General features: G+C 65.1%; 15 protein-coding genes. 10 read left to right on the forward strand and 5 right to left on the reverse strand.

Annotated elements, in window-relative coordinates; all coding sequences use genetic code 11:
• Positions 1-19: 19 nt before the first annotated feature.
• Positions 20-667, reverse strand: a complete 648-nt coding sequence (locus LOM8899_RS08355; protein WP_093991743.1) for a hypothetical protein — start codon at positions 665-667, stop codon at positions 20-22.
• Positions 668-981: 314 nt separating this feature from the next.
• On the opposite strand from LOM8899_RS08355, the gene LOM8899_RS08360 reads away from it, so the two are divergent.
• The 4 genes from LOM8899_RS08360 to LOM8899_RS08375 all read left to right on the forward strand — a co-directional run bounded on the left by LOM8899_RS08360 (position 982) and on the right by LOM8899_RS08375 (position 3,382).
• Positions 982-1,476 carry an SspB family protein gene (locus LOM8899_RS08360; RefSeq protein ID WP_093991744.1) on the forward strand — a complete coding sequence of 165 codons (495 nt, stop codon included), beginning with the start codon at positions 982-984 and terminating at the stop codon, positions 1,474-1,476.
• Positions 1,477-1,554: 78 nt separating this feature from the next.
• Positions 1,555-2,958, forward strand: a complete 1,404-nt coding sequence (gene fumC, locus LOM8899_RS08365) for a class II fumarate hydratase (RefSeq protein ID WP_093991878.1) — start codon at positions 1,555-1,557, stop codon at positions 2,956-2,958.
• Positions 2,955-3,143: a DUF4169 family protein gene (locus tag LOM8899_RS08370; RefSeq protein WP_093991745.1), complete on the forward strand. Its 189-nt coding sequence runs from the start codon at positions 2,955-2,957 to the stop codon at positions 3,141-3,143. The genes fumC and LOM8899_RS08370 overlap by 4 nt, the downstream gene beginning before the upstream one ends.
• Positions 3,140-3,382: a ribbon-helix-helix domain-containing protein gene (locus LOM8899_RS08375; RefSeq protein ID WP_093991746.1), complete on the forward strand. Its 243-nt coding sequence runs from the start codon at positions 3,140-3,142 to the stop codon at positions 3,380-3,382. The genes LOM8899_RS08370 and LOM8899_RS08375 overlap by 4 nt, the downstream gene beginning before the upstream one ends.
• Here LOM8899_RS08375 and LOM8899_RS08380 read toward each other — a convergent pair.
• The 4 genes from LOM8899_RS08380 to LOM8899_RS08395 all read right to left on the reverse strand — a co-directional run bounded on the left by LOM8899_RS08380 (position 3,364) and on the right by LOM8899_RS08395 (position 7,485).
• Complete coding sequence (locus LOM8899_RS08380) at positions 3,364-3,615, reverse strand: hypothetical protein (protein WP_133064994.1); 252 nt, start codon at positions 3,613-3,615, stop codon at positions 3,364-3,366. The two genes, LOM8899_RS08375 and LOM8899_RS08380, sit on opposite strands and share 19 nt — an antisense overlap.
• A gap of 252 nt (positions 3,616-3,867) precedes the next feature.
• Positions 3,868-5,247: a cytochrome P450 gene (locus tag LOM8899_RS08385; protein WP_093991748.1), complete on the reverse strand. Its 1,380-nt coding sequence runs from the start codon at positions 5,245-5,247 to the stop codon at positions 3,868-3,870.
• A 2-nt stretch (positions 5,248-5,249) separates the two neighbouring features.
• Positions 5,250-6,545, reverse strand: coding sequence for a hypothetical protein (locus LOM8899_RS08390; RefSeq protein WP_093991749.1), 1,296 nt, complete (start codon positions 6,543-6,545; stop codon positions 5,250-5,252).
• Positions 6,546-6,729: 184 nt separating this feature from the next.
• The gene (locus LOM8899_RS08395) at positions 6,730-7,485 is read right to left on the reverse strand and encodes a cytochrome c biogenesis CcdA family protein (protein ID WP_093991750.1); all 756 of its coding nucleotides are present in this window, start codon (positions 7,483-7,485) and stop codon (positions 6,730-6,732) included.
• A gap of 153 nt (positions 7,486-7,638) precedes the next feature.
• Here LOM8899_RS08395 and msrA point away from each other — a divergent pair, with 153 nt between their 5' ends.
• The 6 genes from msrA to LOM8899_RS08425 all read left to right on the forward strand — a co-directional run bounded on the left by msrA (position 7,639) and on the right by LOM8899_RS08425 (position 13,753).
• A complete protein-coding gene (gene msrA / locus LOM8899_RS08400) occupies positions 7,639-8,145 on the forward strand; it encodes a peptide-methionine (S)-S-oxide reductase MsrA (protein ID WP_093991879.1) in 507 nt (168 codons plus the stop codon).
• 106 nt (positions 8,146-8,251) lie between these two features.
• Complete coding sequence (locus tag LOM8899_RS08405; RefSeq protein WP_093991751.1) at positions 8,252-9,688, forward strand: protein adenylyltransferase SelO; 1,437 nt, start codon at positions 8,252-8,254, stop codon at positions 9,686-9,688.
• A gap of 229 nt (positions 9,689-9,917) precedes the next feature.
• Positions 9,918-10,823 (forward strand): 30S ribosomal protein S6--L-glutamate ligase, encoded by a 906-nt coding sequence (rimK, locus tag LOM8899_RS08410; RefSeq protein WP_093991752.1) that lies wholly within the window; start codon positions 9,918-9,920, stop codon positions 10,821-10,823.
• Between the two features lie 24 nt (positions 10,824-10,847).
• Positions 10,848-11,315: an ATP-dependent zinc protease family protein gene (locus tag LOM8899_RS08415; RefSeq protein ID WP_093991753.1), complete on the forward strand. Its 468-nt coding sequence runs from the start codon at positions 10,848-10,850 to the stop codon at positions 11,313-11,315.
• 17 nt (positions 11,316-11,332) lie between these two features.
• Positions 11,333-12,382 (forward strand): succinylglutamate desuccinylase/aspartoacylase family protein, encoded by a 1,050-nt coding sequence (locus LOM8899_RS08420; protein WP_093991754.1) that lies wholly within the window; start codon positions 11,333-11,335, stop codon positions 12,380-12,382.
• 165 nt (positions 12,383-12,547) lie between these two features.
• Complete coding sequence (locus tag LOM8899_RS08425; RefSeq protein WP_245820476.1) at positions 12,548-13,753, forward strand: MFS transporter; 1,206 nt, start codon at positions 12,548-12,550, stop codon at positions 13,751-13,753.
• Positions 13,754-13,840: the final 87 nt, after the last annotated feature.

Consider the following 13,840-nt stretch of genomic DNA (forward strand, 5'->3'; position numbering starts at 1 on the left):
TTCGGAACGGCGGACCGGGTCAGCTGCCGCAGGCCTCGGTATTGCCGTGGACATTGCCCAGAAAACGGTTGTCCGCGCTCAGGTAGGAATAGGTGAACCGGAACCCGTGCTCGTCGATGAGCGTGCGCATCATCGGCTCGTCGCACATGTTGGCCTGCACCAGCGCGGTCTGCGATTCCAGCAACTCCGCGACGGGAATATCGCTGATGTTCTGGCGGACGGTATAGAAATGCCGGATCTCCAGCCGGTTGATCGCCATGTCGTTGAACGCGACGTATTCCCCCGCATAGCCGTCCGACACGCTGTTCAGATCGCGGGCGGTCCGCTTGAAATAGGCGATGATTTCTTCCTGCTCCGGGGTCAGGGGAATATCGGTCGTCACCGGCCGCATCGACAGCGCGACGAAGCTCTCCAGCTGGCCGATCGTGGCGGCACCCGACATGTCGGACTGGGCGCGTGTCACTTCGACCGCCGGTGCGACGGGCTGGGCCTGTGACGCGGCGGCCTGCGCTGCAACCGGCTGGGCTGCGGGGGCTGCTACCGGGGCCACCTGCGCGGCGGTGCCGGGCAGCGTTTCCGGGCCGCGCACCATGTCCAGAAGGTAGACGCCGCCGAGCATCACCAGTGCTCCGGTCGACATCATTCCGACGGTTTCAATAACGTTCATGCGGCTTCCCCCAAAGCTAGGCCGGACAACGCAACGGGATCGGCAGAGGCCCGATACGCCTGGCAGAGTGTCGCGACATCTAGGCCGCTTGTATTTGGCCCCCACAAAATGCGGAGTTGATAACTACCTATTGTGTCGATTTTGCTCCGTCAACAAGAACAACAGCCTTGGCCGCTCCGACGCGCCGGTTATCGGCGGGCTTGCCCAGCTCTTGATCAGATGCGCGACGCGCAGGCGGCGACGCCCCTTTTCACTGGCCAAGAATCCCGTATGCTGCTTGCAGAGTTGTTCGCCACCCAATTGGAGATGCGTTTGTGACCCGCAGTATCGACTACGGAAATCTGATGCACCGCGCGATGCGCGGGCTCATTCAAGAGGTGCTCAACGACGTCGCAGCGGAGGGGCTGCCGGGCCAGCACCACTTCTTCATCACCTTCGATACGATGCACCCCGATGTCGAGATCGCGGACTGGCTCTCGGATCGGTATCCGGGCGAAATGACCATCGTCTTGCAGCATTGGTTCGACGCGCTGGTGGTCACCAACGACGGCTTCTCGGTCACGCTGAATTTCGGGGACAATCCCGAGCCGCTGTATATCCCCTACGACGCGATCAAGACCTTCGTGGACCCGTCGGTCGAGTTCGGTCTGCGCTTCGAGACGCAGGACGACGGCGACGACGACACCGAGGTCGACGACGACGACGCGGCCGAGGCCCCGATGGACGAAATGGCCGAACCGCAGGACGAAAAGAAGGACACGAAGGCCGGTGCCGCCCAAGTCGTGAGCCTCGACAGCTTTCGTAAGTAAGTTTTGCGCTAACAGTGCGTTGCCCATGCCCGCCGCGCGCGGTAAATGGCATGCAATCGCATACCAAGGATGCCCGCCATGACCCAGACTGCCTCACAGACTCGCACTGAATCCGACAGCTTTGGCCCGATCGAGGTCCCCGCCGACCGCTATTGGGGCGCTCAGACGCAGCGATCCTTGCAGAACTTTCCCATCGGATGGGAAAAGCAGCCTGTCGCCATCGTCCGCGCCCTCGGCGTGATCAAGCAGGCCTGTGCGACCGCCAACAAGGAGCGCGGCAAGCTGCCCGCAGAGCTGGCCGATCCGATGATCGCCGCCGCCGCCGAGGTGGTGTCGGGCAAGCTCGACGACCACTTTCCGCTGGTGGTCTGGCAGACCGGCTCCGGCACCCAGTCCAACATGAACGCCAACGAGGTGATCTCGAACCGCGCCATCGAGATGCTGGGCGGCGAGATCGGCTCCAAGACGCCGGTGCACCCGAACGATCACTGCAACATGGGCCAATCGTCGAACGACACATTTCCGACGGCCATGCATATCGCCGTGGCGATGACCGCCCGCGACGTGACCCTGCCGGGGCTGGAGAAGCTGCACGCAGCACTTGCCGCCAAGCAGGAAGAGTTCAAGGACATCATCAAGATCGGCCGCACCCATACGATGGATGCGACGCCTTTGACGCTGGGCCAGGAATTCTCGGGCTATGTGCATCAGGTCGCCATGGGCATCCGCCGGGTCAAGGCCGCCCTGCCCGCGATCTATGAGCTGGCCCAAGGCGGCACCGCCGTCGGCACCGGGCTGAACACGCCCAAGGGCTGGGGCGAGACCGTCGCCGCCGAAATGGCCAAGATCACCGGCCTGCCTTTTGTGACCGCGCCGAACAAGTTCGAGGCACTGGCCGCCCATGACGCGCTGGTCGAGATCTCCGGCGCGCTGAAAACCGTTGCCGCGTCGCTCTACAAGATCGCCTGCGACATCCGGTTCCTCGGCTCTGGCCCGCGCTGTGGCCTTGGCGAATTGATGCTGCCCGAGAACGAGCCCGGCTCGTCGATCATGCCGGGCAAGGTGAACCCGACGCAGGTCGAGGCGATCACGCAGGTCTGTGCCCATGTGATGGGCAACGACGCCGCCGTGGGCTTTGCCGGATCGCAGGGCCATTTCGAGCTGAACGTGATGAAGCCGATGATGGCCTACAACGTGCTGCAATCGATGCAACTGATCGGGGACGCCTGCTCGGCCTTCACCGACAACTGCGTCGTGGGGATCAAGGCCGACACCGTGCGGATTGAAAAGCTGATGCGCGAGTCGCTGATGCTGGTCACCGCGCTGGCCCCGACCATCGGCTATGACAACGCGACCACCGTCGCCAAGACCGCCCACAAGAACGGCACGACCCTCAAGGAAGAGGCGATCAATCTGGGCTTTGTCGACGAAGAGACCTTCGAGCGCGTGGTGCGCCCCGAAGAGATGATCGGGCCGAAATGACCGACGGTTCGACCCCGATCAACCTCAACAAGGCCCGCAAGGCCCGCGACCGCGCCGCCGACAAGGCGCGGGCCGACGCCAACGCGGTCAAGCATGGCCGCAGCAAGGCCGAGCGCGTGGTGGAGGCCGCCCGCGCCGAACAGGCATCGCGGCGGTTGGATCAGCTCAAGTTCGACGACGAATGAGCCCGCCCAAGGGCAGGCCGGTCAAGCATTCGCTGACCCTCGCGGGGCATCGGACGAGCGTGTCATTGGAGGCGGAGTTCTGGGCCGCGTTTCGCGCCATCTCCGAGCGGCGGGGCGAAACGATCAACGGTCTCGCCGCCCGGATCGACGCTGAACGCGGCGATGTCGGGCTGGCCTCGGCGATCCGGGTGTTTGTCTTGACGGACCTGCAGTCGCGGGATCAGGAATCCTTGGCGTAGAGCGCACCACGGATGCGGGCGAGCATCTCTGCTTCGCTGCGCTCGGCCTTGTTGAGCGGCTTGCACGGCGGCAAGGGCGCCTCTGCGACGAAGTCTTGTTCAGCGGCGGGCTGGTTCATCTCGAACTGCGCGCCCGGTGTCACACGGCGGGTCTCGGTCTTGCGGGGCAAGAAGGACAGGGCCAGTGCCATGTTGTGCTTGATGCCATCAAAAAGGCTGCTCTGCGAACTCATTGTCACGTTCATCACCTTACCGATCTGTTAGGACGCCCCCGCGTGGCCTCAATCTATCGGATAAAGTCGCAAGCGTGCCGCAAATCAGCCTTAATGCGGGCCGGGTTAACGAAAGATTAACGGCAAAGCATTGAATTTGCTTGATTTTGCAGGTGGCGAATTTGTGGCGACCGGCTCAGCGATCGCTGCCGATCCGGCGACAATGCCGCTCACGACGGCCACTGTTCGCCGCGGCGAAACGACGACGCCGAATCACGGCTCTTTCGGAGGCCGGATCCGGGGCCGGATCCGCAGCCAGATGCCGTCCTTGGACCGCACCGTCAGATGCGCGACAGGCACCGGCACCTGCCCCTTGACCACCTCGAACCGGTAGCGGCGCAGCAGGTGCGCCAAAACCACGACGCCTTCTGCCATGGCAAAGCCCGCCCCGGTGCAGACCCGTGGGCCGGCCGAAAACGGCATGAAGGCTTCGCGGGCGCTGGCCTTGCCGGCTTCGGTCTGCCAACGCGCGGGATCGAATCCGTCGGGATTGTCCCACATGCGTTCGTGCCGGTGCAGGTGCCACGGCGACAGCACGATCTGCGCGCCCTTGCGGAGCGCGCGTTTGCGGAAGGTCTCCGGCTTGGTCACCTCGCGCACCATCATCGGGACCGGCGGATAGAGGCGCAGCGCCTCGCGAAACACGTCGCGGGTGGATTTCAACGTCGACAGGGCCGAGAAATCCTGCGTGAATTCCATCGCCTCGGCGGCGACCTTGTCCTGCCACGCGGGGTTGCTGGCCAGCAGGTAGAGCGTCCAGGCCAGGGCCGAGGCGCTGGTCTCGTGCCCGGCGAGGAAAAAGATCGCGACCTGATCGACCATCTCGTCCGGGGCAAAGGTCTCGCCCGTCTCGGGATCGGCCTTGGTCATGATCTTGGTCGCCAGATCGTCGGGTGCGGCCCCGGCCTCGATCTCGGCGGCGCGGTCATCCACCAGCCTCGTGATGAGATCGCGGATGACCTTGGCGGTGTCCTTGGTCTCGGATTTGAAGAACTTCGGCATCCAGGACGGGCCCGGCACGAAGGCGGCGAGGTTCAGGATCGGTTGAGTCCGCTGGTGCGCCTTGAATTCCTCGAAGACCTGCGCCGCGATGTCGTTCTCGATCGGGATGGAGAACAGGGTGCGAAAGATCACGTCGGCGGCGGCGTGGCTTGTCTCGGCCTCGATCTCCACCGGCTCGCCCGTGGCCAGCGCGTCGAGCCGGTCGGCGCAAGCCTCACCCGCCGCCCACATCGCCGGAAAGGTGTCGCGCAGGCGGCCGCCTTCGAAGGCCGGGTCGATGATCCGGCGCTGTTTTTTCCAGACCGCCCCGTTGGTCAGAAAGACCGAATTGCCCAAGAGCGGCCGCAGCCCCGCGCCGATCCGGTCGGATTTCGGAAAGTCGTCGGGCCGTTTCTTGAGTACGAGGTCGATCAGCTTGGGGTCGTTGACCATATAGCTGCGAAAGAACGGCGTCTTGAATTCTGCCATCCACGCGCGATAGAGCCGCGCGGGCTGGGCCGACAGGATGTCCTGCCGAAAGAGCTTGAGATAGCGCCAGAGCGAGACCTTGTCGGGCCGCGCCTCTGGCTTTGGGGGCAGGACCGGTGGCATTCTCAGGCGGCGATTGAGGTGTATTTCGACGCGGGCACGTCGATCCGGCTCTTGGACGGCTGACGCTCGGCGAACCGCTCCCGCAGGGTGACCGGCCCGGCGGTGATCTGGAAATAGTCGTAGTCATGTGGCCGGTCAAAGGCGCAGAGATACTGAAAGTGCAGTCGGAAGAACCGCCACCGCAGCTTGGCCCATGTCTCGGGCGACAGCGTCTGCGTGAAGGCGGCCGAGATGACCAGCGGCCATTTCTGATCCGCAGGCGCAACGCCGGACACCGCCACCGGATCGCACAGCGCAAAGGCGCAGCCGTCGCCGGGGGCCGTCACGTCCACCCATGCCAGTTCGTCCCGCGCCGAGAGGTAGGCCAGATCCGCCCGCAACCGGGTGGCCCGCGGCAGGAAGGAGACCATCGGCACGACCTGCCCCAAGGTCAGAAACCCGAGCGCCGGTCCATTGCCGGGCACCCTGCCCGCCCGGATCAGATCGGCGAGGATCGACACCCCGAGATGCGCGCCCGACGAATGCCCGACCACGAGCACTTCGTCATAGTCCTGCGCGAGCGCCTCGGCGACGGCGTCGCCGAATTCGGCCATCCGGTCTTCGAGCGCCTTGGGGTTCGCCCCGCTCCACCGCGCAGAATAGGCGTAGTCGTGCATCAGGTAGTAGGCGAAGAACTTGCCGTCCTTGGATTTGAACCACTGCAATATCCATCGCGCGACGAGCCCGAAGACCACGACCTGCGCGACCGTATCGGCCGAGGTGAAGATAGTGAAATCGAGATTACCCAGATCTCCGATGAGCGAGAGCACCGCAGACCCGATCAGCCCCAGCCCGAATGACAACAACCGTGCCGCAACGACCCCGAGCCCGACCGCGACGATCAGTTGCGCAAGCAACATGCCCACAGGATAGAGCGCCGCGATCACCGGCCCCTTGCGCAGCCACATCAGCCGCCGCAGCGTGCCCGTCGCGATATAGGTGAACGCGGTGCGCAGCAGTTGCAGATAGGTGCCGGGAATGGAGTGCGACATAGACCCGCGCACGATATCCGACCAGACCAGAACGTCGATATCCGCCTCGACGGAGGTGCCGTCGATCTGCGCCGCGACGGTCCAGCCATAGGGGCCGGATGCCTTGGCCTTTGGGCTGAGCGCGATGTCGTAGCCCGAGATCTCGGCCTGCGCGGCGCCTTCCTTGCGGTAGAGTTCCCGGTAGCGGCGCGGATGAATCGGATCGTAGCCGGGGATGTAGACCACCTTCCGACGCCTGACCTGATCTGTGACCGCCTGTTCGCTCATGCCGCTTGCCCGCTCTGGATTGCCCGCAGCCTAGCGTGGAATTTCGGCGGAAATAAGCCCTGCCTGCGGATCCCTGCTCTGCGGTGATCCGAATGAGCGCCTTCGGCGCACGCGATGCTGGATTGGGGCTCTGCCCCGGGCCTGCGGCCCTCCCCGGAGTTTGCCGGCCATGATGAAGCGGCCGTCAGCCGAGCGTCGCGAGGAAGGGGAAGGTTTCCAGCAGCCAGAAGCTGAAATCGGAGAATTGTCCGGTGATCATCATCAGCCCGACGGTCCAGAGCAGAAGCCCCGAGATCCGCTCGATCCGCGCCATATGTCGCTTGAGGAAGCCCATCGCCCCTTTGAGCCTTGGAAAGAAGGCGGCCACGGCGAGGAAGGGCAGCCCGAGACCGAGCGCGTAGATCGCCAGCAGCGTGGCGCCCCGTCCCAGATCGGCCTCCTGGGCCGCCAGCCCGAGGATCGCACCGAGGATCGGCCCGAGGCAAGGTGTCCAGCCGAAGGCGAAGGCCAGCCCGAGCAGATAGGCGCCGAAGGCCGACCCGCCCTGATCGCCGGCTTCGATCCGTGCTTCGCGGTCGAGAAACCCGATCCGGAAGACCCCGATGAAATGCGCCCCGAAGACCATGATGGTGAACCCCGCGATCCAGAGGAACCAGTCCTGATAGGCCAGAAGCGCCCGCCCCATGGCCGAGAAGGCGATCCCCAGAAGCAGGAACACCGTCGACAGCCCCAGCACGAAGAAGCCTGCTGCGAGCAACACCCGCCGCCGGGCATCCCTCGTCTCCTCCAGTTCGGTCACGGAGACGCCGCCCATATAGGCCAGATACGGTGGCACGATGGGCAGCACGCAGGGGCTGAGGAAGGACAAAAGCCCCGCAACCAATGCAATCAGCATCGCAGGCAGCAACGTGGCGTCGAGGATCATGTCGGGTGTCAGCATGGTGTCTCCTTGGCCCCGACATAGGCAATGGAGCGCCCGTCGTCACGCCACTTCTGCGTCAATTTCCGCTGTTGGATTGAAACATTTGCCCCGGCACTGGACGGGTGCCCGCCGCGGCCCCACATTACCGGCAAGACACAGGAGGATGTGACGATGACTGAACGCGCAGTTCTGGCAGGTGGTTGTTTCTGGGGCATGCAGGATCTGATCCGCAAGATGCCCGGCGTGATATCGACCCGCGTGGGCTATACCGGCGGCGATGTGCCCAACGCCACCTACCGCAACCACGGCACCCATGCCGAGGGCATCGAGGTGATCTTCGATCCCGATCTGATGAGCTATCGCAAGCTGTTGGAGTTCTTCTTTCAGATACACGACCCGACCACGCCGAACCGTCAGGGCAACGACCGCGGCATGAGCTATCGCTCTGCCATCTATTATGTCGATGCCGAACAGAAGGCGGTGGCCGAGGATACCATTGCCGACGTCGATGCCTCTGGCCTCTGGCCCGGCAAGGTGGTGACCGAACTGGCCCCCGTCGGCGATTTCTGGGAGGCCGAACCCGAGCATCAGGATTATCTGGAGCGGATTCCGCATGGCTATACCTGCCATTTCATCCGCCCCGATTGGGTCTTGCCCCGCCGCTCTGCCGCCGAGTAGGGCATAAACAACAACGGCAGGGGGCGGCTGCTTTGGCCGCCCCTTTGCCTTTTGCATTGCCGTCTGTCCTATAGTGCCACCGAAATTCCCGACTGAAGGACGCCCGATGCCTGCCTTTGCATTCGACAACACATATGCCCGCGATCTCGACGGGTTCTTTGTGCCGTGGCAGGGCGCGCCTGCGGCAGCGCCGCGCATGGTCCGACTGAACCGTCCGCTGGCGGAGGCGTTGGGGCTGGATGCCGAGGCTCTGGATGGGCCGCAGGGGGCGGCGATCTTTTCCGGCGCAGAAGCCCCGGACGGGGCAGAGCCGCTCGCGATGGCCTATGCCGGCCACCAGTTCGGCGGCTTCTCCCCCCAGTTGGGCGACGGGCGGGCGCTACTTTTGGGCGAAGTGATCGACCGGGACGGGGCGCGTCGCGATATCCATCTCAAGGGCTCCGGCAAGACCCCGTTTTCGCGCGGCGGTGACGGCAAGGCCGCGATCGGCCCGGTGATGCGCGAATATCTCGTGGGTGAGGCGATGCATGCCATGGGCGTGCCTTCGACCCGTGCCTTGGCCGCCGTGCTGACCGGTGAGACGGTGCTGCGCGATCAGGGCCCCCTGCCCGGCGCGGTTCTGGCCCGCGTGGCCAGCAGCCACCTGCGGGTCGGCACCTTTGAATATTTCGCCGCCCGGCGTGACGATGAAAAGCTCGCCCGGTTGGTCGACTACGCGCTGCGCCGGCACGATCCCGATCTGGCGGGGGCCGACATGCCGGCTTTGGCCTTGTTCCGCGCGGTGCGGGACCGTCAGGCGCGGCTGATCGCCCAGTGGATGGGGCTTGGATTCGTGCATGGGGTGATGAACACCGACAACATGACGATCTCGGGCGAGACCATCGACTATGGTCCCTGTGCCTTTCTGGATGCCTACGATCCGGCGACGGTGTTCAGCTCGATCGACCGGGGCGGCCGTTATGCCTATGCCAATCAGCCGCGCATCGCCCAGTGGAATCTGGCCCGGCTGGCCGAGGCCCTGCTGAGCCAGCTCGACAAGGATACCGATGCAGCGATTGCGCTGATCCTGCCCGAAGTCGAAGCCTTCATGCCGATCTTTGAGGCCGCGTTTGTCGAAGTCATGCAGGCGAAACTGGGGCTGGCCGCGCCCGATCCGGGGCTGGCACAGCGGCTGCTGGACCTGATGGCCGAAGCGCGTGCGGATTTCACCTCGACCTTCCGGGCCTTGGCTGCGGATTTGCGCGACGGCGGCGACCGGGCCAAGGCGCAGTTTGCCGATCCGGAGCCTTTGCGGGCATGGCTGGCCGACTGGCGCGCCGCGGCGCCGGACCCGGACGCGATGGACCGGGTCAATCCGATCTACATTCCGCGCAATCATCTGGTCGAGGCGGCGCTGGAGGCGGCGACCGAGGGCGATCTCGGCCCCTTCGAGGCGCTTCTGGAGGTGCTGGAGGATCCGTTCGAGGCCCGGCCCGGCCTCGACAAATACGCGCTGCCCGCCCCCTCGGGCTTTGGCCCCTACACCACCTTCTGCGGCACCTGAGCCGATGCGGCGGGGGTGGCGACAACGTCGCAAGCAGGCCCGTCAAAGCCCCCAATCCTCGCCCATTGATCAGGCAGGGTCGCCCGTCGCGGCGGCTTTGCTTTGCCTCTCAAACCGTTTAGGTCATTGACCCAAGCCAGAGCGGCACGAACCTGAACGCGCACCGCAACGGGGCCGCCGACCGGCCCGCCCTTCCGCCGCCGAACCGACCCACGAATTGGAACGCCCTATGAAAATCGCCATGTTGGCACGCAATCCCACGCTCTATTCGCACCAACGGCTCGTCGAGGCGGCGGAATCGCGGGGGCATACGATCGACATCATCAACACCCTACAATGCTATATGAACATCGCCTCGCGGCGCCCCGAGATCTATTACAACGGCGAATCCCTCAAGGGCTATGACGCCGTGATCCCAAGGATCGGAGCTTCGATCACGTTCTACGGCCTCGCCGTGCTGCGCCAGTTCGAGATGATGGGCGTCTATCCCCTCAACGAGAGCGTGGCGATCGGGCGATCCCGCGACAAGCTGCGCTCCATGCAGTTGCTGGCCCGCGACGGGATCGGCCTGCCCGTCACCGCCTTTGCCCATGACGCCAAGCAGGCCGGCGAGGTCGTCAAGCTGGCCGGTGGTGCGCCCGTGGTCATCAAGCTGCTGGAGGGAACGCAGGGCATCGGGGTGGTGCTGGCGGATACCGAACGTTCGGCCAAATCGGTGATCGAGGCGTTTCGCGGGGCCAACGTGAACATCCTCGCGCAGGAGTTCATCAAGGAATCCGGCGGCACCGACATTCGGGCCATCGTCGTGGGCGGCAAGGTCGTGGCGGCGATGAAGCGCACCGGGGCGGAAGGCGAGTTCCGCTCGAACCTGCACCGGGGCGGGTCGGCGCAACTGATCAAGATCTCGCCCGAGGAACGCTCCACCGCCGTTCGCGCTGCCAAGTCTATGGGCCTTGCGGTCTGCGGCGTGGATATGCTGCGGGCCAATCACGGCGCCGTGGTGATGGAGGTAAACTCCTCGCCCGGCCTTGAGGGCGTCGAGAAGGCGACCGGCAAGGACGTGGCCGGGCTGATCATCGAACATCTCGAACGGCACGCCAAGGACGGCACCACCAAGACCCGCGGCAAGGGTTAGGGCCCTGAGACCAGAGGTATGACGATGGATGCTCTCCCCTCGGCCCCCAAGCGCCCGCTGCTGGTGATCGGCTGGATCGAACATATCGATCTGCCCGACCTCGGCCTGCACGACCTGCGCACCAAGATCGACACCGGCGCCCGCACCTCGGCGCTGCACGCCACCCATATCCAGCCCTTCGAGAAAGACGGTGCGGAGTGGGTGCGCTTCGTCGTCGCCTTCGACCCCACCCATTCCAGCCAAGTGATCGAGGCCCCGATCCACGGCAGGCGGTCGATCAAGAACACCTCCGGCATTCCCGAAGAACGCATCGTCATTCGCACGCGGTTTCGTGTAGCGGGCCGGACGTGGACGATTTCCGTCTCGCTGACCGACCGCAGCAACATGACCTTTCCGATGATCGTCGGGCGATCCGCGCTCAAGAACCACAACATCGCGGTGCACACGCGGCGCGCCAATCTGGCCCGCCCCGCTGCCGCCGCACCACCCTGATCCTCGCGAGGCCCCAGATGCCGACCTCCAAACGACCTGCATTCGAAATCGGCGGCGTCAGCGTGGCCGCTGGCACCCGTCGGACCGTCGAGTTGCCGATCAGCGTCCTGTCGGACCACACGCCGGTCAGCATGTCGGTGCTGGTGCTGCATGGCCGGCTCGAGGGGCCGACCGTCTTTGTCAGCGCCGGCGTTCACGGCGACGAGGTGATCGGCGTCGAGATCGTGCGGCGGCTGGTGCGGGTGCCGAACCTGAAATCGCTCAAGGGCACCTTGATCGTGATCCCGATCGTCAACGCCTTCGGGTTCATCAACCATTCGCGCTACCTGCCCGACCGGCGCGATCTCAACCGGTCGTTTCCGGGCCACGCCAGCGGGTCGCTCGCCTCGCGGCTGGCCCACCTGTTCCTGACCGAGATCGTGCAGCGATCTGATCTGGGAATCGACCTGCACTCGGCGGCGGTGCACCGCACCAACCTGCCGCAGATAAGGATCTCGCCGGACAATCCGCGCACCGCCGAGCTGGCGCAGGTCTTCGGCGCTCCGGTCATTCTGAAATCGCCGCTGCGCGAGGGGTCGCTGCGCGGCGAGGCCAAGCGGATCGGTAAGGACGTCCTGCTGTTCGAGGCGGGCGAGGCGCTGCGCTTTGACGAGAAATCGGTCCGCGCCGGGCTGACCGGCATCCTGCGGGTGCTGGCCCATCTGGGGATGATCGCCAGCAAGGGGATCGGAGCGCCGAAACTGCCATCGCATCTGTGCACTTGGAGCAAGTGGTTGCGTGCCCCTGTCGGTGGCCTGCTCCGCACGTTCAAGGCCGATGGCGACGTGGTCGCCGAGGGCGAAACGCTCGCGGCCGTGTCCGACCTCTTTGGCGAGGCAGAGCGAATGATCGTGGCCCCTTTCGACGGCATCATCGTCGGGCGCGCGGTGATGCCTGTCGTCAACGAGGGCGACGCGGTCTTCCACCTCGCCCGCGTCGCCTCGCTCGCCAGAGCAGAAAGCACGATGGATCACATGAACGATCAGCTGACCGGCGATCCGATGTTCGACGAGGACGAGATCATCTGAGGCTCCGCCGGGCAACGCCCAAAAGCGACCCACGGAACGGCCCCGGCGAACAGGCGGCCATTGCGGCCCGGTCTTTCGACGTCTCCGGCGACAAGATGCGCAGAGCGTGTTAAGGTTGCGCGAAACCCTGCCGCTCGGGTCCTCGCCCGGCCAAGGAGGTCGCCCATGTCCACGATGCAGGCCGCACCGGAGCCCCGCTACCGCTGGATCGTCGTGATTGCAGCCGCGTTGCTGCTTGGCATCGCGATGGGCATGTTGGTCAACGGCCTGTCGGCGTTTCTGGTCCCGCTTGAGATGCAATTCGGCTGGGAGCGTGCGGACGTTGCGGCGATCAACTCCTTTGGACTGATCGGGATCGCGCTGGGTGGCATCGTCATGGGGTTTCTGGCCGACAGAATGGCCACCCAGACGGTCTGTCTGATCGGAGCGACCAGCCTGTCGGTGGCGCTGCTGGTCGCCGCTCATGCCCAGACCCTTTGGCAATTCTACAGCCTGTTCTTTCTGGCCGGAGCGATTGGCGGCGGTGCCCTGTTCGCCCCTGTCATCGCTCTTGTCGGAGGCTGGTTTCGGACCGGAGCCGGGCTGGCCATCGGGATCGCCTCGGCGGGTCAGGCCCTGGGACAGGGGCTGGTGCCCTACGCCGCCGGTTATCTGATCGAGGTGTCGGGCTGGCAGAACGCCCTGACCTATCTGGGCGTCTTCTCGGCCCTGACGCTGTTTCCATTGTCCTTGCTGATGCGCGAAGCTCCGAAAGCCCCGCTCGCCGCCGCCGGAGCGACAAAGCCCGCCGCAAGACTGCCCTCGTGGATCGTGCTCCCTGCCCTGTCGATCGCGGTTCTCGGCTGCTGCTCTGCCATGGCGGTGCCGTTGATGCATCTGGTGCCGCTGATCCAGGGTGTCTGCGGTGTGGGTGCAGAAGCAGGCGGCCCGCTGCTCGTGATGCTGGTCGCCGCAATCGGAGGCCGGATCTTCTTTGGCCGACTGGCGGACATCATTGGCCCGCTGCGGGCCTGGATGGCGGCGACGGCTTGGCAGACCGTGCTGATGCTCGGGTTCGTCCTCGTCGGCACGATGGAGGCGTTCTGGCTCTATGCGCCGCTCTACGGGTTTGGCTATGGCGGGGTGATGACCGGCGTCCTGATCTCGGTCCGGGCGCTGGCCCCCGAGGCGCGGCGGGCTTCGGCCACGGGGATCGTGCTCGCCTTTGGCTGGATGGGTCATGCCTTTGGCGGCTGGCAGGGCGGATTGTCCTTCGACATCACCGGTGCCTACTTCTGGGCCTTTGCCAATGCCGTCATGTTCGGGCTGGTCAATCTGGCCATCGTCGGCGCGATTTATCTGGCCACGCAACGCAGGGCGGCAGCCATCTGACGGCGCCGTTCCAGACACGGCAACGGGCCGACAGATACTTCACAGCCTGCCCGACAGCCCCTATGCTGCCGGCGCGGCAACAAGGGG

Origin of the sequence: Flavimaricola marinus (assembly GCF_900184895.1) — a bacterium.
In the GTDB taxonomy this organism is placed as follows: Bacteria; Pseudomonadota; Alphaproteobacteria; order Rhodobacterales; family Rhodobacteraceae; genus Flavimaricola; species Flavimaricola marinus.

Bases quoted from the DNA above. Each gene is read 5' to 3' on its own strand.
- LOM8899_RS08375 (WP_093991746.1), top strand. From the start codon at position 3,140: ATGAGCCCGCCCAAGGGCAGGCCGGTCAAGCATTCGCTGACCCTCGCG.
- LOM8899_RS08415 (WP_093991753.1), top strand. From the start codon at position 10,848: ATGGATGCTCTCCCCTCGGCCCCCAAGCGCCCGCTGCTGGTGATCGGC.
- msrA (WP_093991879.1), top strand. From the start codon at position 7,639: ATGACTGAACGCGCAGTTCTGGCAGGTGGTTGTTTCTGGGGCATGCAG.
- fumC (WP_093991878.1), top strand. From the start codon at position 1,555: ATGACCCAGACTGCCTCACAGACTCGCACTGAATCCGACAGCTTTGGC.
- LOM8899_RS08385 (WP_093991748.1), bottom strand. From the start codon at position 5,247: ATGCCACCGGTCCTGCCCCCAAAGCCAGAGGCGCGGCCCGACAAGGTC.
- rimK (WP_093991752.1), top strand. From the start codon at position 9,918: ATGAAAATCGCCATGTTGGCACGCAATCCCACGCTCTATTCGCACCAA.
- LOM8899_RS08425 (WP_245820476.1), top strand. From the start codon at position 12,548: ATGTCCACGATGCAGGCCGCACCGGAGCCCCGCTACCGCTGGATCGTC.
- LOM8899_RS08355 (WP_093991743.1), bottom strand. From the start codon at position 667: ATGAACGTTATTGAAACCGTCGGAATGATGTCGACCGGAGCACTGGTG.
- LOM8899_RS08390 (WP_093991749.1), bottom strand. From the start codon at position 6,545: ATGAGCGAACAGGCGGTCACAGATCAGGTCAGGCGTCGGAAGGTGGTC.
- LOM8899_RS08370 (WP_093991745.1), top strand. From the start codon at position 2,955: ATGACCGACGGTTCGACCCCGATCAACCTCAACAAGGCCCGCAAGGCC.
- LOM8899_RS08395 (WP_093991750.1), bottom strand. From the start codon at position 7,485: ATGCTGACACCCGACATGATCCTCGACGCCACGTTGCTGCCTGCGATG.
- LOM8899_RS08420 (WP_093991754.1), top strand. From the start codon at position 11,333: ATGCCGACCTCCAAACGACCTGCATTCGAAATCGGCGGCGTCAGCGTG.
- LOM8899_RS08405 (WP_093991751.1), top strand. From the start codon at position 8,252: ATGCCTGCCTTTGCATTCGACAACACATATGCCCGCGATCTCGACGGG.
- LOM8899_RS08380 (WP_133064994.1), bottom strand. From the start codon at position 3,615: ATGAGTTCGCAGAGCAGCCTTTTTGATGGCATCAAGCACAACATGGCA.